Consider the following 20,465-nt stretch of genomic DNA (forward strand, 5'->3'; position numbering starts at 1 on the left):
TTATAGCGTATGAAAATTGTTGATTTTTATGTTTTTAGCTTTTAAGTCGAACATTAAATTATAAAGTCCGAAAAAAGTTCTATTGATATAAATGAAATGTTTAGAACCTCTGTTTCCATTCATTTTTCTTAATTGTGTGCTTTTAGAATAATGCTCGCCTAGTGCTGCAATTTCTTGGAAAAAATACGGATTCGAAAAATCGAAAGTTTCGTCTTGTAATGGTCTAGCAAATAAACTTAGCATTTTATGAAACATTTCTGTAAAAAATTCAATTTCCTCGGCAGTATCTTCCTCTTTTAAAATTTCTAATTCGTATAATTTAGAAAGGAACACAGCTTCGTCTTCTATATTCTCTTTCTGCGCTAATTCAAAATAGGGTGTGTAAAATGGATCCGGAATGCTTTTCATACAACCAAAATCTAATGCGATTAAGTTTGCGGTATCTGAGACTAAAAAGTTTCCAGGATGCGGATCTGCATGCACCTTTTTTAATACATGAATTTGATACATGTAAAAATCCCAAAGAGCTTGACCAACTTGATTAGCCTTTTCTTCTGATTTATTTATTGCAGTAAATTCGGAAAGATGTATACCATGCATATAGTCCATAGTAATGATTCTTTCAGAAGATAGTTCTTCATAATATTCTGGAAATAATAAATTTGGTATGTGTGCGCATGCCTTTGCAACCTCTTTACTTTGGGCAATTTCTAGAATGTAATTGGTTTCTTCAATCAGTTTTGATTCTACTTCGTGAAAGTATTTATCCGAATCTTTTCCTTTAATATTAAACATACGCATGGCTATTGGTTTTACCATGGCTAAATCGGATGAGATACTTTCTGCAACTCCTGGATATTGGATTTTCACAGCAAGTTTTTTCCCGTTTCTTTCTGCTATATGGACTTGGCCAATACTAGCAGCATTTACAGAAGTTGCATTAAAAGTATCAAATAGTTCGTTTGGCGATTTTCCAAAATATTTTTTAAAAGTCTTTATTACTAGAGCAGGAGATAATGGCGGAACCGAAAACTGAGATAGTGAAAACTTTTCAACATAAGCTTGTGGTAACAAGCTCTTTTCCATGCTTAACATTTGTGCTACTTTTAAAGCACTTCCTTTAAGTTGCTTTAAACTATCGTAAATATCTTCCGCATTATTTTTATTAAGACGTTCTTTGGCATCTTCTTTAGAATGCACCATTTTGTCTCCGTAATACTTGATATAATTTACACCAACTTTTGCACCTGTACTAACTAATTTTGATGCACGTTGTATTTTTGTAATTGGTATTTTATCAATGGTTTTCATTCGCTTATAGATGCTTTTTTTACTTTTAATTTCAAATTATATGTAAATATACAAAATTGTCTAACTTTTATCGTTAATAATTAGACAAAATTATTATAAAGGTATAAGGAAAGTCTATGTGTATAGAAAAGAATACTCGTTTTACTATTATTTGTAGGTGTTTCAAATGTATTTATTTGGATAAGTAAATAAAAGGAACCCTAAGTTTATAAACCAATACCTCCTTTTAATTTAAGGTTTTGTTAACAGATAAGATTTAGTTAATGTGTAATTTTATGGCTAAATATTATCAACTAATTAATACAATAACTATGAAAAAACTATTATTAATCGCTTTAGTGTTTACGTATTCGTTTCACGTAAATGCACAAATTGAAACACCGCAACCTAGTCCAACTAGTAAGGTAGAACAGAAGGTAGGATTAACAGATTTTACTTTTGAATATTCACGTCCTGGAGTAAAAGGAAGAACCATTTTTGGAGATCTTGTACCTTACGGAAAAGTATGGAGAACAGGGGCGAACTCAAGAACTAAAATAACTTTTAACAACCCTATTACTGTAGGAGGAAAAGAACTTAAAGCTGGTACGTACGCTATCTTTACTATTCCTCAGGCGACTTCTTGGGAGGTTATATTTTACACAGAGTATGCAGGAGGAGGAGCTCCAGCAACATTAGACGAAACTAAAGTTGCGGCAAGAGTTTCTGCTGATGTTCAAGAAATTCCTTTTAATGTAGAGTCTTTTACTATGGATATTAATAACTTATCTAATAATGGTGGAACTTTAGAGTTTCTTTGGGAAAAAACATATGTTGGTGTACCTTTTACAGTGCCAACGGATGCTACCGTATCTAAAAGTATTGATAAGGTAATGGCAGGACCAGGAGCTGGAGATTATTATGCTGCTGCTGCGTATTACTTAGAAGAAGGTAAGGACATTAATAAAGCAAAAGTTTGGATTGATAAAGCAATCGAAATGAATAAGCAAGATCCTAAATTTTGGCAATTAAGAAGACAAGCTTTAATCTATGCGAAAGCTGGAGATAAAAAAGGTGCTATCAAAGCAGCTAAAGCTTCTTTAAAGTTGGCAGAAGAAGCTGGTAATGCAGATTATGTTAAAATGAATACAGAATCTATTGCAGAATGGTCTAAATAATTTAGAATCATTTATACATAAAAAAAGCGACCAATTGGTCGCTTTTTTAATTTTATATAAGTTGTTATTTTATTTTCTTCGGGTTAAATACAGGAAGTAATTTATTGCTTACTTCACCAAAACCAATTCTAGTTCCGTCTTTATCACAATATCCACGCATAATAACAGTATCGTTATCATTTATAAATTTACGTTCTGTACCATCTGCCATTTTAATTGGTTTTTCACCTCTCCATGTAATTTCTAACATCGATCCGTAACTATCAGGTGTTGGTCCAGAAATAGTACCACTTCCCATCATGTCTCCAGAGTTAATCGGGCAACCATTCACCGTGTGATGTGTAAGCTGTTGTGCCATGTTCCAATACATATATTTAAAGTTCGATTTACTTACCACAGTTTCTTTCGCCTTTTGTGGTTGTATCGCTACTTCTAAATTAATATCAAAACTCTTCTTTCCTTTATATTGTAGATAGTCTAATTGTTTTTTTAATGGTTTCGGACTTTCCACTCTATAAGGCTCTAAAGCATCTAAAGTTACAATCCAAGGAGAAATAGACGAAGCAAAACTTTTTGCTAAAAATGGTCCTAGTGGTACATATTCCCATTTTTGTATATCTCTTGCAGACCAATCATTAAATAAAACCAATCCGAAAATATATTCTTCCGCTTCTTCAATAGGAATTGGTTCTCCTAAATCATTAGCATCAGTAGTAATAAAAGCCATTTCTAGCTCAAAATCTATCAGCTTGCTAGGTCCAAAAACAGGTTCTGTTGCGCCTGCAGGTAATGTTTGTCCTTGTGGTCTATGAATAGGAATTCCAGAAGGAATGATAGAGCTACTTCTACCATGATACCCAACAGGAATATGCAACCAGTTTGGCATTAATGCATTTTCAGGATCTCTAAACATAGTTCCTACATTTGTTGCATGTTCTATACTAGAGTAAAAATCGGTATAATCACCAATTTGAACAGGTAGTTGCATTTCAATTTCGTCTAAACGAAATAATACAATCTCTTTATGTTTTACATTGTTTTTAAGCGTATCGTTTTCTGCATCAAAAATTTCTGCAATTCTATTTCTAACTGCTCTCCAGGTTTTTCTTCCATCTGCAATAAAATCATTTAAGGTATCTTGAAGAAAAATATCATCTGTTAATGGGATACCTTCAAAGTAGCCTAATTGGTGTAATGCACCTAAGTCTATTGCTGTATCTCCAATTCTTGTTCCAATAGTTATAATGTCATCTCTTGTAAGAAAAACACCAAAAGGTATATTTTGAACAGGGAAATCTGAGTTTTTATCTACATGCAACCAGGAAATTCTATCTGGATTGTTAGCTGAAATTGGCATAGTATATTTTAAATTAAAAATTATTAAATCTATTCAAACCTACATAACTTTTTAAATTAATGCTAATTTTATATAATAAAAGTAGGTTCGTATTATGCTATTTAAAAAAATAACATATTCTAGAAGTAAATATATGTTTTTTGACGTATTTAAATAATGTAATTGTTATTTTTGATAAATATTTAACTATAACTAGATTTCCTACTTGAAGGAAATTAAAATTAAACTATATGCAACGCGACGAACAAATCTTTGAACTTATTCAAGCTGAAAAAGAAAGACAGCTTGAAGGTATTGAATTAATAGCTTCAGAAAACTTTGTAAGTGACCAAGTAATGGAAGCTGCAGGTTCTGTATTAACTAATAAATATGCAGAAGGATATCCTGGAAAAAGGTATTATGGAGGTTGTGAAGTAGTAGATGAAGTAGAACAACTAGCAATAGATAGAGCAAAGGCTTTATTTGGTGCAGCGTATGTAAACGTACAACCGCATTCTGGAAGTCAGGCAAATACAGCAGTATTTTTTGCTTGTTTAAATCCTGGGGATACTATTTTAGGTTTCGATTTATCGCATGGTGGACATTTAACCCATGGATCTTCTGTGAATTTTTCTGGTAAATTATACAATCCTGTATTTTACGGTGTAAAAAAGGAAACAGGTTTAATAGATTATGATCATGTTGCAGAAGTAGCAGAACGTGAAAAACCAAAATTAATTATTGCAGGAGCTTCGGCATATTCTCGTGATATGGATTTTAAACGTTTTCGTGCTATAGCAGATTCAGTAGGAGCTATATTAGTTGCTGATATCTCACATCCTGCAGGATTAATTGCAAAAGGAATTTTAAACGATCCGTTACCTCATTGTCATATTGTAACCACAACTACACATAAAACATTACGCGGACCAAGGGGTGGAATGATTATGATGGGACAAGATTTTGATAACCCATTTGGTCAAAAATTGAAAAACGGAAACTTGAAAAAAATGTCTTCGCTTTTAAACTCTGCTGTTTTCCCAGGAAATCAAGGAGGACCATTAGAACATATTATTGCAGCTAAAGCAATTGCTTTTGGTGAAGCACTTACCGAAGAGTATATGCATTATATGTTACAAGTAAAGAAAAACGCAGCAGCAATGGCAGCAGCTTTTGTAAAAAGAGATTATAATATTATTTCTGGTGGTACAGATAACCACATGATGCTAATCGATTTACGTAACAAAGACATTACAGGAAAAGATGCAGAAAATGCTTTAGTAAAAGCAGATATTACTGTGAATAAAAATATGGTTCCTTTTGATGATAAATCGCCATTTGTAACTTCTGGAATTCGTATTGGTACTCCAGCAATTACCACTAGAGGTTTAAAAGAAGAAGATATGGAAGGTATTGTTGATTTAGTGGATCAAGTAATTAGCAATTATCAAGATGAAGATATGCTAGAAACAATAGCCGGTAAAGTAAATGCTATGATGCATGATTTACCACTTTTTGTGGATTAACTTTATAAGTATTATTATGCTTTCGCGGAAAAAAAAAGCCTACTGTTTAGTAGGCTTTTTTAGTTTTTATACTTTCTGAAGTAAATCATCTAGGGATTCAAAATCTTTTCTTTTATATCGAACACCATCTTTATTTCTAATGTATCGTAATAAGTCGTGTTTTGGACCAGATGTCCAGAAAAACCATGTGTTAATTAGCGCATCATTTTCTTTGACATAAACAGATCCAGATAGTTTATTGTTAAATGGACTAATAGCAGTATCATAAACAGCTACATCGCCGTTGTTATTATAAACCTCTCTTAATAAGGCTTTTTCATTTTCAATAGTTTTAAAAACAGTATCCGCATTTGTGTTGTCTGTTTTATATAGTTTTACCTCATCAATAGTATCTACAGGGTAAATTTTGCTATCATTTTCAGTATAATATATTACAACGTAATTATCTCCTACAGGATTATTTAAACTTAAATACCCTTCAATGAAATCACCATTTTTTAAGGTCATCTCACCTAGATAGGGTTTGTTTCGCCTATTATTCAAGTCATTATTTAGATTGTTAAACAATAAAACAAGACTCAATGCTTCTATAGACTCTGCATTGGATTTAGATTTATTCTGTCCAATTGTTGGTGTCGAAAAAGACAAGAATAATAAAACTAAGAGTACTGGAGTAACTGTTTTAAATTTCATAATAATTGCGTTTTAAAGGTTTATATAAATTAAAAATTATCAATAATTATACCAAAAAAATAGTTAAAAGATTAAAAATCAATCTTGTTGAGTTTCGTTAATGTATGTAGCTCTCCTGTTATTTTAAGAGGAGAATGAATTTCTTTTTTTGAACAGGAGGAAAGAAGAGTTAAGTTGTGTATATTAAAATAGCTTCGCATTTTTGGTCAAACTCTCCGCATTTTCTTTATAGAAAATCCACCTCTCTTTAGCTAAAGAGAGGAGCTGGTTCTAGTTATGATTTTGGTTATAGGCATGAGGTGTTTTATATGTATAGTATTGTTTTCTAATTACATAAAAAAGGTATCATAAAAGGCTCTCTTCTTTTTGTAAAGAGGAGAATGAATTTAAATGCTTTTTGGCATTTGAAGAAAGAGGAGTTAAGATAATTAGGAATGTGAATTTTAAAATAGCTTCGTATTTTGGGTCAAACTCTCCATATTTTCTTTTCAGAAAATCCACCTCTCTTTAGCTAAAGAGAGGTGCAGGTGTTATTTGAGATTTTGGTTATAGGAACGAGGTGTTTTCATAACATACAGCATTGTTTTCTAATTACATAAAAATGGTATCATAAAAGGCTCTCCTCTTTTTGTAAAGAGGAGAATGAATTTAAATGCTTTTGGCATTTGAAGAAAGAGGAGTTAAGATAATTAGGAATGTGAATTTTAAAATAGCTTCGCATTTTAGGTCAAACTCTACGATTCCGTAAACCGGAACCTGCACCTCTCTTTAGCTAAAGAAAGGAGCAGGTTCTAACTATAATATTAATCTACTCAAAAGTAATATGCTGATATGCACCTAAATCTGGTGAAACTGTTCTATTTTCTTCTAATATATCTAAAGGTACTTGAGATGCAAAAAAGTCGTAAAAATCATTTCCTAGATTATTAGCAGCAGAATCATCTCCAATAATGAAATCATTTGCACTAGTATCTCTAAAGTCTGGATCTTGATTAAAGATAATGTTTTCGTAATTTGGTCCAGCAAAAATATAATTTTCGCCACTAAAGTTTGGATTATCTATAGGAAAACGAACTAAACAATTTGTGAATTTAAAATTGAATAATGTTGGATTAGCAAGATCTTCAATTTCGTCGAGTATAAATTCCGGATTATCATTTCCGTAGATAATACAGTTATTAAAATTAGCTTCTGTTAGATTTGCTAAAAAAGTAGCGTCTGCTGTTTCTTGAAAATTATTGATTAATAAGGCTGGGAACTGTCTAAAACTATTTGACCAATAGTTAGCAATAGTACAATGTGTAAGATTATATTTTCCGCCTAAAGTAGCAGCAAAACTAGTTTGTCCGGCATTATTTACTACTAAGTTATTTGCTTCAATAGAGGTGTTTCTTCCTAAAACGCCAAAATTACTAGAGTTGTAAATTTGCGAGTTTGTTATGGTTAGTTTATTTGTATTTGTGGTCTCATTAGGGTTTCTTTCACTTAAAATACCAACAGATGCATTTTTTATAGTTGCATGATTTATAGTGTTATTAATACTTCCTTCTAATAACCAAATCGTTCCCCATTGTCCTGGTACATTTGCAAAAGCAGGTTCTAATCTATCACCTTCAAAAATCACTTCGTTTTCTAATAATTCTTGGTCTGTACTTACATCTCCATTTACTTGTAAGGAAGCGCCTTCTGCAACTAAAAGTCCAGAATTGGCATGAAAATGAATTCTTGCTCCAGCTTCAATATTTAAGGTTTGGTTGTTTGGTACTGCTGCATAGCCATAAACTACATAGGGTTTCTGGTTGGTAAAAGTTAATTCATCGGGTTCTAAATATCTCCCTTGAATTTCGGTTTCAATAGATTCACCTCCAATGTCTATGGTAAGCGTTTCAATAACTCCTGTGGTATTATCTTTATCTGGATAAATAAAGACAGCGTCTTGAACAAGCGTTACTAATTCTACGGTTTGTAGGTTTCCTCCAGCATCGAATTCTATTTTATCGGTGTATAAAAAATCGTTACTAAGAGCTGGTAAGTCGTTAATATCTATTGTGGTTTCGACAAAAATATACATGCTGTCTTTTGCAAGAATTTCTACATTATCAAAAGATTTTCCAGCAATACCATCTACATTTAATCGGTATTCAGAGCTTTCACCTAAAGCCAGTTTGACGTTTGGTATACTAATATCTTCATCACTTCTGTTATATACTTTTAAGTTATACGTACTAGAACCAATATTGGTAAATACGGTATCTAAATAAATAGTGTCTTTAGAAAAACCAAGATTACCATTGCTAGAAGAAAAGTTAAAGTCTTTTCTACAAGAACTCCAAAGTAAAAGAAAGCTGAAACAGATTAAAAAGTATAGTGTCTTTTTCATATATAATAAACAGATTGAAAGGCAAAAATAGTAAAATGCGATTTAAGCGTTAAAAATATAACTTTTGAAACTAGATTTTAGTATCTATTCCATTTTTTTAATTTAAAATAGCATCAATTTCTTTGGTTACTCGAGTAGGACGTTTTGTATGTGTAGCCATTAAACACCAAGTAGTTTCTGCTTTTAGTATTATTTTTTGTGTGCTATTATTGTGCATTTCTATGATGCTTTTTGCTGTCGCTCCTTGTGCATCCATAAATTTGGTGGTTATTTTTACTTCGTCATATAAGTGTGCAGAGGCTTTATAGTCTACTATGTGTTTTCTAACTACCCAAAAATAAGAATTATAGATGTCTTCTGTGGCAATTTGTTGCCAATGTGCTTTAGCAATATCTTGAATCCATTGTATATAACGAATGTTGTTAACGTGGTTGAATTCGTCTAAATCATCTTTAGTAACAGTAACTGAAAATTCGAAAGTTTTTTTAAAGTTCATTTAATAGCGTATTTAATTAAAAATAGTGTTTAATAAAAATTGGCTATTAATCCCTGACTTTCTGGAGAAAGATGATTATTTAAATATAGTAAAGAAGAGGTTCTCTGGAAATTAAATTGGTTATAAAACCATTTTTTTAGTTGTTATGCAGTATTGGTTAATAATCTCATTATCAATTAGTTCAGTAAATTGACTGCTTGCTATAAAAAAAGATCTCTAATTTCTGAAGTAATACGAGTAGGTTTTTGTGTTTTCTTACGGATTAAACACCAGTTGGTTTCCGATTTAGCTAATAATTTTGAGGTGTCTTTGTTGTAAATCTCAACAATTCTGGTAGATTTTACTCCTTCCGATTTAGAGACGTAGGTCTTAATTAAAATAGTATCGTTTAAATATGCAGCTTGTTTATAGTCTATATGATTAGATAGCATGACCCAGAAATATTCCTCTTTAATAGTAGGAGGAGCAATTTGTTCCCAGTTTTGTTTTGCAATATCATTTACCCATTGTACATAACGTACATTATTAACATGATTTAGATCGTCTAAATCATGTTCTGTAACTACTATTGTGGTTTCAAAAGGTTTCAAATTATTCTTTAATTATTTCAACTTCAAATAATTTATCCCAACGTTTTCCTGTAATAAAAAGCGTTTTTGTTTCCGGATTGTATGCAATACCATTTAATACGTCTAAACCTTGATGTTGGGTCACTTGCTTTTTTAATGGCGAAAAATCTATAACACCTTCAATTGCTCCGTTGGTAGGATTAATAATGGCAACACCATTTTTTTGATAACGATTTGCGTATATTTTTCCGTTCACCCATTCTAGTTCATTTAGTCCAACCACTTTTCCTTGGCTGTGGTATGCTTGAATATAACCTTCTTCAGAAAGTGTTTCTGGGTTGATAGTCCATATTTTTTCTGTTCCATCACTTTTATATAAGGTTTTGGTGTCATTACAAATTCCCCAACCTTCTTTACTTTTATTGTATTTAAAACTACCTGTTTTTTCAAAAGTATCCGCATTGTACACAAAACCAGTTCCGCTTTGCCAAGTAAGTTGGTATACTTTATTATTTAATACGGTTAAACCTTCACCAAAATAAGCATCTTCTAAATCTATATTCTTTAAAACTTCTCCGGTTTTATAGTTTACTTTTCTAAGTTTAGATTCGCCATGTTGTCCTGTACTTTCGTATAAGTCTCCATTATGAAATTCTAATCCTTGTGTGTAGGATGTAATGTCATGCGGATATTCGTTTATAATTTTATAGGTATATACTTTAGGAGGCGTATTGTTTAAAACGGTTAGCTTTTGCGAAATAGTTTGCGTTTCACCATCAAAGGTAATAGTCGCTTCTAATGTTTGTTCTCCAAGTTTTGTGTTTTCTAATGTCGTTTTTTCTGAAATAGTTTCTCCGTTTAAAGTATAGCTCACCGATGTAATAGTATGCTTTTTAGGATTTTTTATAGACAGATTTAAGGCTTCACCTAGAGCTAAAGCATTATTTTTTGCATTAGTAACAAGGGTAAAGTCGTTTTTTTTCTGTGTAGTACTACTTCCGCAGGATAAAATAAAAGTAGCTAAAAATATGATTGTGAGTAATTTGAATGTTCTCATGTTGGATTAAAAGTTTTATGCAAGATATTTATTAAAATTCGATTAAAAAAAACATTGTAAAAAAATAAAAAGTTTGTACCTTTGCAGTCGGCAAGTCCTACACAACTAGCTCCTGTTGAATCCTCCAGGTCGGGAACGAAGCAAAGGTAAATGGTTGAGCAGTGTGATGTAGGTAGCTTGCCTTTTTTTATACAATAAACTCAAATCTTGAAAGCAATAGCGAATCAAGATTTTTTTGGTTTATAGAATTCCTATAATAATGGGAATCTCTCATTAAAATTGTATTTTTGAAACCTTAAATATACATGTATGTCTAAAGTTGTTTTAATTACTGGAGGTTCTTCAGGGATAGGTAAATCTGTTGGTGAATTTTTATCCGAAAAAGGATACACCGTTTATGGTACTAGTAGAAGTCCGAATAATTATACTTCTAGTATTTTTAAAATTATCGCTTTAGATGTCACCAAAACCGAAACCATTACCGCAGCAATTAAGGAAGTTGTAGCGGCAGAAGGTAGGTTAGATATACTTATAAATAATGCAGGAGTTGGTATAACAGGACCCATTGAAGAAATACCTGAAGCAGAAATAAAAGCCAATTTTGAAACCAATTTTTTTGGACCAATAAATGTAATTAAGGCTGTTTTACCACAAATGCGAAACCAACAATCTGGTTTAATAATAAATATTACTTCTATTGCTGGATATATGGGACTTCCATATAGAGGGATTTACTCTGCAAGCAAAGGCGCTTTAGAAATTATTACCGAAGCTTTTAGAATGGAAATAAAAGACTTTAATATTGAGATGACCAATATTGCTCCTGGTGATTTTGCTACTAATATTGCTTCTGGACGTTTTCATGCGCCAATACAAGAAAATTCGCCATACAAAAAACCGTATGGTAATACGCTAAAGTTAATGGATGCGCATGTAGATGAAGGTAAAGATCCTTTGCTTATGGCAAAAGCAGTTTATAAAGTAATAAATACGAATAAACCTAATGTGCATTATAAAGTAGGGGAGTTTCTTCAAAAATTCTCCATTGTTTTAAAACGTATATTGCCAGATAAAGTCTATGAAAAAATGTTGTTAAACCATTACAAATTGTAAACGGTATTTTGAAAGTGATTTTCGGGCTAAATAATAATTAATTAGATTTCTGTTTATACAGAAAATAGATATGAGAAAAATAAAAAACGGGTTGGTGTTATTTTTTATGCTTTTAGCAGGTGTTAATTATGCACAAATAATAAGTATAAATGATGCGTCAGACCCTGAATCAAATCGAGATTTAGAATATTTAGTGCGTAGCGTACTTATTAGTGGTGATTGTGCCGTTGTTGGTGATTTTTCGGAACAAGTTTTTGGAGGTCCAAGTAATAATACAACAAAAAGTTATGGTTATTTTACAAGACCTCCTGGTAATACAAGTTTTCCATTTTCAGAAGGTATTATTTTATCCACTGGAAGAGCATTTCCTGCAGGAAATACAGCTTCAAATGTAAATAATGATAATCAATTAAATACCAGTGGCGATGCTGATTTAGAAAATGCTCTTGGCATAGCGGGTACTGCAGATGCCACTTTTATTAAGTTTAATTTTAGCCCAACTTCAAGTAATATTAGCTTTAGGTATTTGATGGCTTCTGAAGAGTATAATATGAACGATGAATGTACTTATGCAGATTCTTTTGCTTTTTTATTAAGAGAAGTAGGAAGTACAAACTATATAAATTTAGCTCTTATTCCAGGAACTACCGTTCCTGTTAGTACAATTAATGTAAGACCGAACGTGCCTGGTAGATGTAGTGCAAATAATCCAGGATTTTTTGAAGGTTATAATCTTGGGGATACAAACTATGGAGGAAGAACTGTTGTTTTAACAGCTTCGGCAACTGTAATACCAAACGCAACTTATGAAATAAAATTAGTTATAGCAGATCAAGGAGATTCTCAATTTGATTCCGCAGTTTTTCTAGAAGCTGGTAGTTTTGTATTAGAAGCATCTTTAGGATTGCCACAACTTTCTGCAACTAATAACGCTGCATGCGGAACATCTGTTTTATTAGATGCTAACATCGTTGCTGCATCTTACGAATGGTTTTTTGACAATGGAACTGGATTTATAAGTATTCCAGGAGAAACTAGTCAAACTTACAATGCTAATTTAGGGGAAGGGATTTATAAAGTAGAAGCAACTCTTGCTATAGGGTGTGTTGCAGATGATGAAATTCTTGTTCAGTTTGTAGAGCAACCTACTGCTATGAATATTATAACGGACCCAGAATGTGATCCAAATAATGATGGTAGTATAACTGTAAACTTAGAAGACAATAATACTTCCATTTTAAATGGTCAAAATCCTGCTGTTTTTGAAGTCTTATATTTTACCGATTCCGCTTACACTACTCAAATTGTTCCACCAGCAACCGAAAATTTTGTAACTACAGGTCAAACAATTTATGCAAGAGTTCGTAATATAAATAGTACTAATTGCGTAGCAGATACAAATTTTGATATTGAATTATTTGATACTCCATTTCCAAATCAAGTAATTACAGATTTAGCGTTTTGTGACAATAATAGCGTAGGTACAGATAGTGATGGATTCATAAAATTTAATTTAGAAGATCGTGCCTCAGAAATTTTAATGTCGCAATCAGCCTCTGATTTCACATTGACTTACTTTTTGGATGCGGCTTATACCAATCAAATTCCTTTTGCCGATGTTACTAATTTTACAAACACGGTTGCCGATGGTCAAACTATTTATGTAGAGATGACCAATAATTTAAATGTAACCTGTGCAGCTCAAACAAGTTTTAATATAGAAGTTTTTGCCTTACCAGTGCTTAATACTCCAGTGGGGCCAACGTATGTATTAAAACAATGTGATGATGATACAGATGGTATTACGGCATTTAATTTAACAGAAGCTAATGTTTTAATTTCAAACAATTCTATAAATGAAGTTTTTACTTATTATCCTACACAGGTAGAAGCAGAAACTGGTTTAGTAGCAGATCAAATTACAAATTTCACGAACTATTCAAATCCAACACCATTGAATAGTTTTGTTTATTCTAGAATAGAAACTGTAAATAATTGTTATAGAGTAGCTAGAATAGATTTAATAGTAGGAGTTACTCAAATTCCAGTGGCATTCTATTTAGATTATGCGGTTTGTGATGATAAACAAATAGATAATGATAATACAAATGGCATTGCAACTTTTGATTTTAGTGATGCAACAGCGCAATTTGAAGCGTTATTTCCAACAGGACAGAGTATAAGTATTACGTATTATACAAGTTTAGCAGATGCTTTAGCCGAAAATAACGAGATTCTAGACATAAGTAATCATAGAAACGATGCATCGCCAAATGTTCAAAATATTTTTGTTAGAATAGATAGCGATGATGTTAACGCTTGTTTAGGTTTAGGAAATCATATTACCTTAACGGTAGATGCTTTGCCAGAACAAAATACAATTACAAACTATCCCCTTTGTAGTGATACGAATTCTGCAACTTATGATCTTTCCACCAAAAACATAGAAGTTATTGGAGCACAGGTAAGACCAATATTAATTAGTTACCATGAAAATTTAGTAGATGCACAAAATAATGCAAGCCCAATTGTAAGTCCTTATCTTAATAATGTTTCTCCAAGAACTATTTTTGTTAGAGCACAGTTTGATGATAATGGAAATGGATTAGCAGATCCTGAGGAGTGCTTTACAACAGATATGAGTTTTGACTTAATAATAAATCAAAACCCTATAGTTGTAACACCTACAACAATTAATAAGTGTAATGATGTGGTAAATACAAAATATGATCTTACCATTATAAATAATGAAGTAACTGCAGGAGATAATACTATTATATTAACTTATTTTGAAACACAAAATGATTTAAATATTAACAACCCAATTCCAGATCCAACAGAATATTTAAGTACTATTTTAATCAATAATATTGAGATACTAGCAACAGGAGCTAATGGTTGTGCTTCTCAAACCACACTAACATTAAACACTATATTATATGATAATCTAAATACTAATCCGCAGCCTCTAACAGAATGTGAAATTGATAATGATGGATTTGATAGTTTTGATTTAACAAGATCGGAAACAGAGATACTAAATGGTTTAAATGCAGCAGATTTTACATTTACTTATTACGAAGTTGAAGCAGATGCTATTGTAGGAAATACTATGAACATAACCGATTTTACAAACTTTACAAATTCGACATTACTCTCACAAACTATTTACGTAAGAGTGCAACCAATTTCTAATGATTGTTTTCAAGTTGTTCCTTTAATTATCGTAGTTAATCCAGTTCCAGAAATAGATATAGAAGATCAATATGTTATTTGTTTGGCATCAGATGGTAGTGTTTTGAATGCAGTGAACGAAACTTTTATTGAAAATCCACCAATAGACTCAAAATTAAGCAGCACAGAGTTTACGTTTCAATGGTATACAGGAGTAGATGTTATTGCAGCAAATGCTCTTCCAGGCGAAACACAGCCTACTTTTAATGCTACAAGTGTAGGTTTTTATACTGTAAATGCTACAAATAGAATCACAGGTTGTACTATTCCTGGAACAACAGAAGTTGTAGCATCTTATCCTCCAGAAAGCATCACAGTTGATGTATTAACTAATGCTTTTTCTGATAACAGCACCTTTGAAGTTATTGTAGCTGGTAGTGGTGTTTATGAGTACAGTTTATACGAAGGCAATTGGCAAAGCTCACCAATTTTTGAGAACGTATTAGGAGGAACTCAAATTGTAAAAGTTAGAGATATTTATAATTGCGAAGAATTACAGCACGAAGTAATAATTGTAGATTACCCTAAAGTATTTACACCTAATAATGATGGATATAATGATACCTGGAATATTCTAGGAGTTAATAACCAATTAGGCGCAAAGATTTATATTTTTAATAGGTATGGAGAATTAATGAAAGAGTTAAGTCCTTCTGGTCCAGATTGGGATGGTACCTTTAATGGTCAAGATTTGCCGACTTCTGATTATTGGTTTACCGTAGAGTATATAGATCCTATAAATAAAACCAAGAAAGAGTTTAAATCGCATTTTACACTTAAAAGATAAGTAATTGTCTGTTTGGTGTAGTTGGATTAAATAGAGTTATAACAAAGTAAATGGAAATATTAGGGAAACTATTTGGTAGGGATAAGCTAAAAATTACGGATACTGATTTTGGAGAAATAGAAAGTTTTAGCACCAACGGAAATAGAATAGGTTGGCTGGTTAATAGAAGGTATCTTGATACCGATGTTGAAATATTAATTGATGGTAATATTGAAGGTCTATTTAAAGAGCAAAAAGAAATTTTACTTCAAACCTTAAATAATGAGTCGGCTGTTAAGTTAGAAGCAGGAAATGCACTAAAAGAACAATATGAAAACGCAGAATTAGCATTTATATCTTTGGATACACATTTTCAATTAAAAGGAATTTCCGTTAATACCGAAGGATTTGAAATGATATTTCAAGAAAAAGAAGGTAAGAACTATTTCTTTTCTGTTCATTTTAAAAACAACAAACAAATAGGAGTTTCTATAGACGGGTAGGAGATAGGAAGAAGTTGGAAACGATATTTTGGTACTATTGATTCAACAATCCTAATAACTCTTCTTCAAATTGAATAGAAAATAAGTTGGTATGAGGATCTATAATTTTTCCTTTTCTGTCTACTAACATTACTTTTATTATTGGGTTTATAGCCAATATTTCTTTTGCTAGTTTCGGATCCTTTAATTGGTATTCATTTCGATAGGTTAAATCATATTGCTGTAAAACCCGACTTTTATCTCTTAAATGAGAATCATCTATATTTATAGAAATAAAGTTTACTTCTGGGTATTTTAACATCAAGTCTTTTACTTTAGCATGACTTTCTTGTAAATGAGATTTGTAATCTTTAGACCAAAAATATAAAGCAGTAGGCTTTTTAATTAATTTATGTAAATCTACTTCTTGATTTTTATACGTTACCAAAGTTACATTTGGTATTTTATTACCAGTCTGTAATTGCTTTAAGGATTTAACTAATTTTTCAATATAATTTTTGTCTTTTGTATCCGTGCTTTTTTCATAATAAAAATCCAGAAAAGCATCTAGCTCTTTTATGTTTTTAGTTTTATTAATGTAGTCAATTGATGAGATACTTAGCAAAGGGTTTTTAATGTCTTTATCTGTGATCAAGCTATCAATTAGTTTCAGTTTATCTAAATTATAACAGTAAGAATTTCTTTTTAATATACTGTCTTTCGATTTTTTTAAATGTTCAGATAATGCTAGATTTTTAAAATGATATCTTAAAAATGTCTTGTAGGTAAAATAGTCTTTTAAAGCAATACTATTATAATCGATATCTTTTCTGTATTTATAAAAATTTACAGGTAACGATTGTAAATTCTTTATTTCATTATCACCATAATAAGCAAACGGATAAATTTCTTTACTTAAATAGTAGTTGTAATCGATATTGCCTTTTGCAATTTGCTGAAACAATTTAGAAGTATTATTTTTTTCAAGAAACAGGTTTAAATTGGCGATTCTAAGTCTTCTAATAGAATCTATTTTTCTTTCAAAAGCAATAGGTTCTAATTGATAGTAGCTTAATATTTTTTCGTTTATTTCTTCATTTTCAAGAAACATATTGATTAAATAATTATTCTTTTTTGCGCCATTTCCTGTAAATACCAAAGATTCATCAAAATCTATAGTATTTAATCGAATCATAATACTATCCTTTGGCTCAAGTAAAGCCAGTTGAAATTCTTCCCCATTTTGAGACTGAAGTTTAAACGTATATAAACCACTTTCTAAATAATTTAATTTATATAAAAATCTATTTTTTTTATCTAATAAAATAGTATCAATTATGGTGTTAGATTTACGTATAATTAACTGTTTATCAATAGGGTTTATTATTTCACCACCAATATAAGCCGTTTCACCTTCGTTTGTAGCAACATCTTTTTTGCATGAAAAAAAGGTAAGTGTTAATAATAGTATGGAATAAAGTAATCTCATATTTAAGTAAAAAACGTTGTTAAGTCTCTTTAACAAAAGTATGCCTTGCAAGTTATACCTCTTGTTAATTCGCTGTTAAAAGTTATAACGATATCACAGAATTTAAACTTTTTTATAAACATTATTTTAGCTTTAGAAGTTTCTTCTTATGGTTTGAATTTTCTACTTTTGCATCCTCATTCACCAAATCTAAGGTGAAGGTGTTAAAAAAATTAAATACAATTATGTTATCAGTTTCTAATCTTTCCGTTCAATTTGGAAAACGAATTCTTTTTGATGAAGTAAATACAACCTTTAATAACGGGAATTGCTATGGTATTATTGGTGCCAATGGAGCAGGAAAATCTACTTTCTTAAAAATTATTGCTGGAAAGCAAGATCCAACTTCTGGACATGTTCATTTAGAAGCAGGGAAGCGTATGTCTGTTTTAGAACAGGATCACAACTTGCATGATGAAGACACTGTTTTAGAAACAGTTTTAAAAGGAAATAAACCTTTATATAAAATTAAAGCAGAAATAGATGCTCTTTATGCAGACTATACCGATGCTAATGCCGAAAAAATTGGAGAGCTTCAAGTAAAGTTTGAAGAAATGAATGGTTGGAATGCAGAAAGCGATGCCGCTACCATGCTTTCTAATTTAGGTATTAAAGAAGATGCGCATTATACCTTAATGAAAGATTTGGATGGTAAACAAAAAGTACGTGTTTTATTAGCACAAGCTTTGTTTGGTAATCCAGATGTGTTAATTATGGATGAGCCTACCAATGATTTGGATTACGAAACTATTTCTTGGTTAGAAAATTTTCTTGCAAATTATGATAGTTGTGTCATTGTAGTATCGCATGATAGACACTTTTTAGATTCGGTTTGTACACATATTTCAGATATTGATTTCGGAAAAATTAATCACTTCTCTGGTAACTATACCTTTTGGTATGAATCTTCGCAATTAGCAGCGAGACAACATGCACAACAAAACAAGAAAGCGGAAGATAAAAAGAAAGAATTAGAAGAATTTATTCGTCGTTTCTCTGCAAACGTTGCAAAATCTAAACAAGCAACAAGTAGAAAGAAAATGATTGATAAGTTAAACATTGAAGATATTAGACGTTCTAGTCGTCGTTATCCAGCACTTATTTTTGAAAGAGAAAGAGAAGCAGGAGATCAAATACTAAATATTGAAGGATTAGCAGCTTCTATTGAAGGAGAAACACTTTTTAAAGACATAGATTTAAATTTAAATAAAGGAGATAAAGTGGTTATTTTCTCTAGAGATTCTAGAGCAACAACAGCATTCTACGAAATTTTAAATAACAAAGAACAACCAGATGCAGGAAAATTTGCTTGGGGAGTTACAACTACGCAATCTTATTTACCATTAGATAATAGTGAATTTTTCAAAAATGATTTATCTCTAGTAGATTGGTTACGTCAATGGGCAACTACAGAAGAAGAAAGAGAAGAAGTTTATATTAGAGGCTTTTTAGGAAAAATGATCTTTAGTGGTGAAGAAGCACTAAAAAAATCGAATGTACTTTCTGGAGGAGAAAAAGTACGTTGTATGTTATCTAGAATGATGATGGTAAGAGCTAATGTTTTACAATTAGACGAACCAACAAATCACTTGGATTTAGAAAGTATTACAGCGTTTAACAATTCGCTTAAAAACTTTAAAGGTACGGTCTTGTTTTCTACACATGATCATGAGTTTGCGCAATCATTAGCAAATAGAGTTATAGAGCTTACACCAAATGGTGTAATAGATAGACATACTACTTTTGATGAGTACATGCAAGATTCTAAAATTAAAGAATTACGTGATAAAATGTATACCGTTTAATTGTAAAAAGATAAATAAAAAAAAATCCTGAAGTTTTGCTTCAGGATTTTTTTTGCTTGTTTGTTATAGCCTTATTTATTCCTGCATCTCTGCTGTAACGCTTTCTACAATTGGTAAAGCAGTACCTAGTTCGTCTTTATTAACATATAGCTCTTGTGTGCCCTGGTTAAACGTACCAAAACCACCTAATCTACCAGATTCCGATTCGTCTTTAATAATAGCAGTAATACCAACGGCTTCTAATTTATCAACCATTAATTGTGTTACAATAAAATTTCCTGTGTAGATTTTAATATAATTAGACTCTTCCATAGTTTTTAGATTTTGTGTTCTCTTAAAGTTACAAAAAAAATACCATATTTAAACGGTTTTTTTTGTTTTCAAAAGTGCTTTAATGGTCGTTGTTTATTGCATTATCTTACGTTTAATAAAAAAAAATAATACTAAAGTTGCAGCGAAATGGTTATATAACGTTTTAAAAACTATCTTTGTCATTATAAATTAATCAATATATATTACGATGAGTAAAGGAACAGTAAAATTTTTCAATGATTCTAAAGGATTTGGATTTATTGTAGAAGACGACAACAACAAAGAGCATTTTGTACACATTTCTGGTTTAATCGATGAGATTAGAGAAGGAGACGCTGTAGAATTTGAACTTACAGAAGGAAAAAAAGGATTAAACGCAATAAACGTTAAAGTAATAGACTAAGTATTACAATTCTTTAAAAAGACAAAAGCCTTTTCATTTCTGAAAAGGCTTTTTTGTTGGTATTTTATTTAATTTTTTAAAATCACACGGTATTCGTTGTCATTTTATTAGGCACTAAAGTAATTGTATAATCGATATGCTCCAAAGCCAATAATTACTATTGATAATGCTAGTCTTAAGGTGGAGATTACTTCATTTCCGAAAAAATATCGGTAAACAATATAACTACCAAGACCTAAAAAGATTAGTCCAGATATTAAGCTAAATATGCTTTTTTGTGGTGTTTTATTTTCCATC

General features: G+C 31.1%; 17 protein-coding genes and 1 other RNA gene. 8 read left to right on the forward strand and 10 right to left on the reverse strand.

Annotated elements, in window-relative coordinates:
* On the reverse strand, positions 1-1,311 hold the full coding sequence (locus tag FG167_RS12465) for an AarF/ABC1/UbiB kinase family protein (RefSeq protein ID WP_203458569.1): 1,311 nt from the start codon (positions 1,309-1,311) through the stop codon (positions 1-3).
* A gap of 311 nt (positions 1,312-1,622) precedes the next feature.
* Between FG167_RS12465 and FG167_RS12470 the strand changes: the two genes are divergently transcribed.
* The gene (locus tag FG167_RS12470) at positions 1,623-2,468 is read left to right on the forward strand and encodes a DUF2911 domain-containing protein (protein WP_203458570.1); all 846 of its coding nucleotides are present in this window, start codon (positions 1,623-1,625) and stop codon (positions 2,466-2,468) included.
* A gap of 64 nt (positions 2,469-2,532) precedes the next feature.
* On the opposite strand, the gene fahA is transcribed toward FG167_RS12470, so the two are convergent.
* Positions 2,533-3,825, reverse strand: a complete 1,293-nt coding sequence (fahA, locus tag FG167_RS12475) for a fumarylacetoacetase (protein ID WP_203458571.1) — start codon at positions 3,823-3,825, stop codon at positions 2,533-2,535.
* A 230-nt stretch (positions 3,826-4,055) separates the two neighbouring features.
* Here fahA and glyA point away from each other — a divergent pair, with 230 nt between their 5' ends.
* Entirely contained in the window at positions 4,056-5,330 is a 1,275-nt protein-coding gene (gene glyA, locus FG167_RS12480) for a serine hydroxymethyltransferase (protein WP_203458572.1), read from the forward strand.
* 66 nt (positions 5,331-5,396) lie between these two features.
* Here glyA and FG167_RS12485 read toward each other — a convergent pair whose 3' ends face one another.
* From FG167_RS12485 to FG167_RS12505, 5 genes are all read right to left on the reverse strand, one after another.
* Positions 5,397-6,023 carry a hypothetical protein gene (locus tag FG167_RS12485; protein WP_203458573.1) on the reverse strand — a complete coding sequence of 209 codons (627 nt, stop codon included), beginning with the start codon at positions 6,021-6,023 and terminating at the stop codon, positions 5,397-5,399.
* A gap of 808 nt (positions 6,024-6,831) precedes the next feature.
* Positions 6,832-8,403 carry a hypothetical protein gene (locus tag FG167_RS12490; protein WP_203458574.1) on the reverse strand — a complete coding sequence of 524 codons (1,572 nt, stop codon included), beginning with the start codon at positions 8,401-8,403 and terminating at the stop codon, positions 6,832-6,834.
* A 97-nt stretch (positions 8,404-8,500) separates the two neighbouring features.
* Positions 8,501-8,899 (reverse strand): thioesterase family protein, encoded by a 399-nt coding sequence (locus FG167_RS12495; protein ID WP_203458575.1) that lies wholly within the window; start codon positions 8,897-8,899, stop codon positions 8,501-8,503.
* A gap of 200 nt (positions 8,900-9,099) precedes the next feature.
* Entirely contained in the window at positions 9,100-9,489 is a 390-nt protein-coding gene (locus FG167_RS12500) for a thioesterase family protein (protein ID WP_203458576.1), read from the reverse strand.
* A gap of 1 nt (position 9,490) precedes the next feature.
* Positions 9,491-10,525: a glutaminyl-peptide cyclotransferase gene (locus FG167_RS12505; protein WP_203458577.1), complete on the reverse strand. Its 1,035-nt coding sequence runs from the start codon at positions 10,523-10,525 to the stop codon at positions 9,491-9,493.
* A gap of 88 nt (positions 10,526-10,613) precedes the next feature.
* On the opposite strand from FG167_RS12505, the gene ffs reads away from it, so the two are divergent.
* From ffs to FG167_RS12525, 4 genes are all read left to right on the forward strand, one after another.
* Positions 10,614-10,711: signal recognition particle sRNA small type (ffs, locus tag FG167_RS12510), an RNA gene on the forward strand.
* 123 nt (positions 10,712-10,834) lie between these two features.
* Positions 10,835-11,638 (forward strand): SDR family oxidoreductase, encoded by an 804-nt coding sequence (locus tag FG167_RS12515; RefSeq protein WP_203458578.1) that lies wholly within the window; start codon positions 10,835-10,837, stop codon positions 11,636-11,638.
* 70 nt (positions 11,639-11,708) lie between these two features.
* Positions 11,709-15,659 carry a T9SS type B sorting domain-containing protein gene (locus FG167_RS12520; protein WP_203458579.1) on the forward strand — a complete coding sequence of 1,317 codons (3,951 nt, stop codon included), beginning with the start codon at positions 11,709-11,711 and terminating at the stop codon, positions 15,657-15,659.
* A 50-nt stretch (positions 15,660-15,709) separates the two neighbouring features.
* Positions 15,710-16,141, forward strand: a complete 432-nt coding sequence (locus FG167_RS12525) for a hypothetical protein (RefSeq protein WP_203458580.1) — start codon at positions 15,710-15,712, stop codon at positions 16,139-16,141.
* Positions 16,142-16,175: 34 nt separating this feature from the next.
* On the opposite strand, the gene FG167_RS12530 is transcribed toward FG167_RS12525, so the two are convergent.
* Complete coding sequence (locus FG167_RS12530) at positions 16,176-17,609, reverse strand: hypothetical protein (protein WP_203458581.1); 1,434 nt, start codon at positions 17,607-17,609, stop codon at positions 16,176-16,178.
* Positions 17,610-17,833: 224 nt separating this feature from the next.
* Between FG167_RS12530 and FG167_RS12535 the strand changes: the two genes are divergently transcribed.
* Positions 17,834-19,453, forward strand: coding sequence for an ABC-F family ATP-binding cassette domain-containing protein (locus tag FG167_RS12535; protein ID WP_203458582.1), 1,620 nt, complete (start codon positions 17,834-17,836; stop codon positions 19,451-19,453).
* Positions 19,454-19,528: 75 nt separating this feature from the next.
* Here FG167_RS12535 and FG167_RS12540 read toward each other — a convergent pair whose 3' ends face one another.
* Positions 19,529-19,765, reverse strand: a complete 237-nt coding sequence (locus tag FG167_RS12540) for a DUF2007 domain-containing protein (protein ID WP_203458583.1) — start codon at positions 19,763-19,765, stop codon at positions 19,529-19,531.
* Between the two features lie 208 nt (positions 19,766-19,973).
* Here FG167_RS12540 and FG167_RS12545 point away from each other — a divergent pair, with 208 nt between their 5' ends.
* On the forward strand, positions 19,974-20,168 hold the full coding sequence (locus FG167_RS12545; RefSeq protein WP_055442230.1) for a cold-shock protein: 195 nt from the start codon (positions 19,974-19,976) through the stop codon (positions 20,166-20,168).
* A 107-nt stretch (positions 20,169-20,275) separates the two neighbouring features.
* Here FG167_RS12545 and FG167_RS12550 read toward each other — a convergent pair whose 3' ends face one another.
* Entirely contained in the window at positions 20,276-20,464 is a 189-nt protein-coding gene (locus tag FG167_RS12550) for a hypothetical protein (protein WP_203458584.1), read from the reverse strand.
* Position 20,465: the final 1 nt, after the last annotated feature.

It is taken from the genome of Lacinutrix sp. WUR7 (assembly GCF_016864015.1).
Classification (GTDB): domain Bacteria; phylum Bacteroidota; class Bacteroidia; order Flavobacteriales; family Flavobacteriaceae; genus Oceanihabitans.

What these genes read in the sequence shown, in the direction of transcription:
- FG167_RS12465 (WP_203458569.1), bottom strand. Translation starts at nt 1,311, where the DNA reads ATGAAAACCATTGATAAAATACCAATTACAAAAATACAACGTGCATCA.
- FG167_RS12470 (WP_203458570.1), top strand. Translation starts at nt 1,623, where the DNA reads ATGAAAAAACTATTATTAATCGCTTTAGTGTTTACGTATTCGTTTCAC.
- fahA (WP_203458571.1), bottom strand. Translation starts at nt 3,825, where the DNA reads ATGCCAATTTCAGCTAACAATCCAGATAGAATTTCCTGGTTGCATGTA.
- glyA (WP_203458572.1), top strand. Translation starts at nt 4,056, where the DNA reads ATGCAACGCGACGAACAAATCTTTGAACTTATTCAAGCTGAAAAAGAA.
- FG167_RS12485 (WP_203458573.1), bottom strand. Translation starts at nt 6,023, where the DNA reads ATGAAATTTAAAACAGTTACTCCAGTACTCTTAGTTTTATTATTCTTG.
- FG167_RS12490 (WP_203458574.1), bottom strand. Translation starts at nt 8,403, where the DNA reads ATGAAAAAGACACTATACTTTTTAATCTGTTTCAGCTTTCTTTTACTT.
- FG167_RS12495 (WP_203458575.1), bottom strand. Translation starts at nt 8,899, where the DNA reads ATGAACTTTAAAAAAACTTTCGAATTTTCAGTTACTGTTACTAAAGAT.
- FG167_RS12505 (WP_203458577.1), bottom strand. Translation starts at nt 10,525, where the DNA reads ATGAGAACATTCAAATTACTCACAATCATATTTTTAGCTACTTTTATT.
- FG167_RS12515 (WP_203458578.1), top strand. Translation starts at nt 10,835, where the DNA reads ATGTCTAAAGTTGTTTTAATTACTGGAGGTTCTTCAGGGATAGGTAAA.
- FG167_RS12520 (WP_203458579.1), top strand. Translation starts at nt 11,709, where the DNA reads ATGAGAAAAATAAAAAACGGGTTGGTGTTATTTTTTATGCTTTTAGCA.
- FG167_RS12525 (WP_203458580.1), top strand. Translation starts at nt 15,710, where the DNA reads ATGGAAATATTAGGGAAACTATTTGGTAGGGATAAGCTAAAAATTACG.
- FG167_RS12530 (WP_203458581.1), bottom strand. Translation starts at nt 17,609, where the DNA reads ATGAGATTACTTTATTCCATACTATTATTAACACTTACCTTTTTTTCA.
- FG167_RS12535 (WP_203458582.1), top strand. Translation starts at nt 17,834, where the DNA reads ATGTTATCAGTTTCTAATCTTTCCGTTCAATTTGGAAAACGAATTCTT.
- FG167_RS12540 (WP_203458583.1), bottom strand. Translation starts at nt 19,765, where the DNA reads ATGGAAGAGTCTAATTATATTAAAATCTACACAGGAAATTTTATTGTA.
- FG167_RS12545 (WP_055442230.1), top strand. Translation starts at nt 19,974, where the DNA reads ATGAGTAAAGGAACAGTAAAATTTTTCAATGATTCTAAAGGATTTGGA.
- FG167_RS12550 (WP_203458584.1), bottom strand. Translation starts at nt 20,464, where the DNA reads ATGGAAAATAAAACACCACAAAAAAGCATATTTAGCTTAATATCTGGA.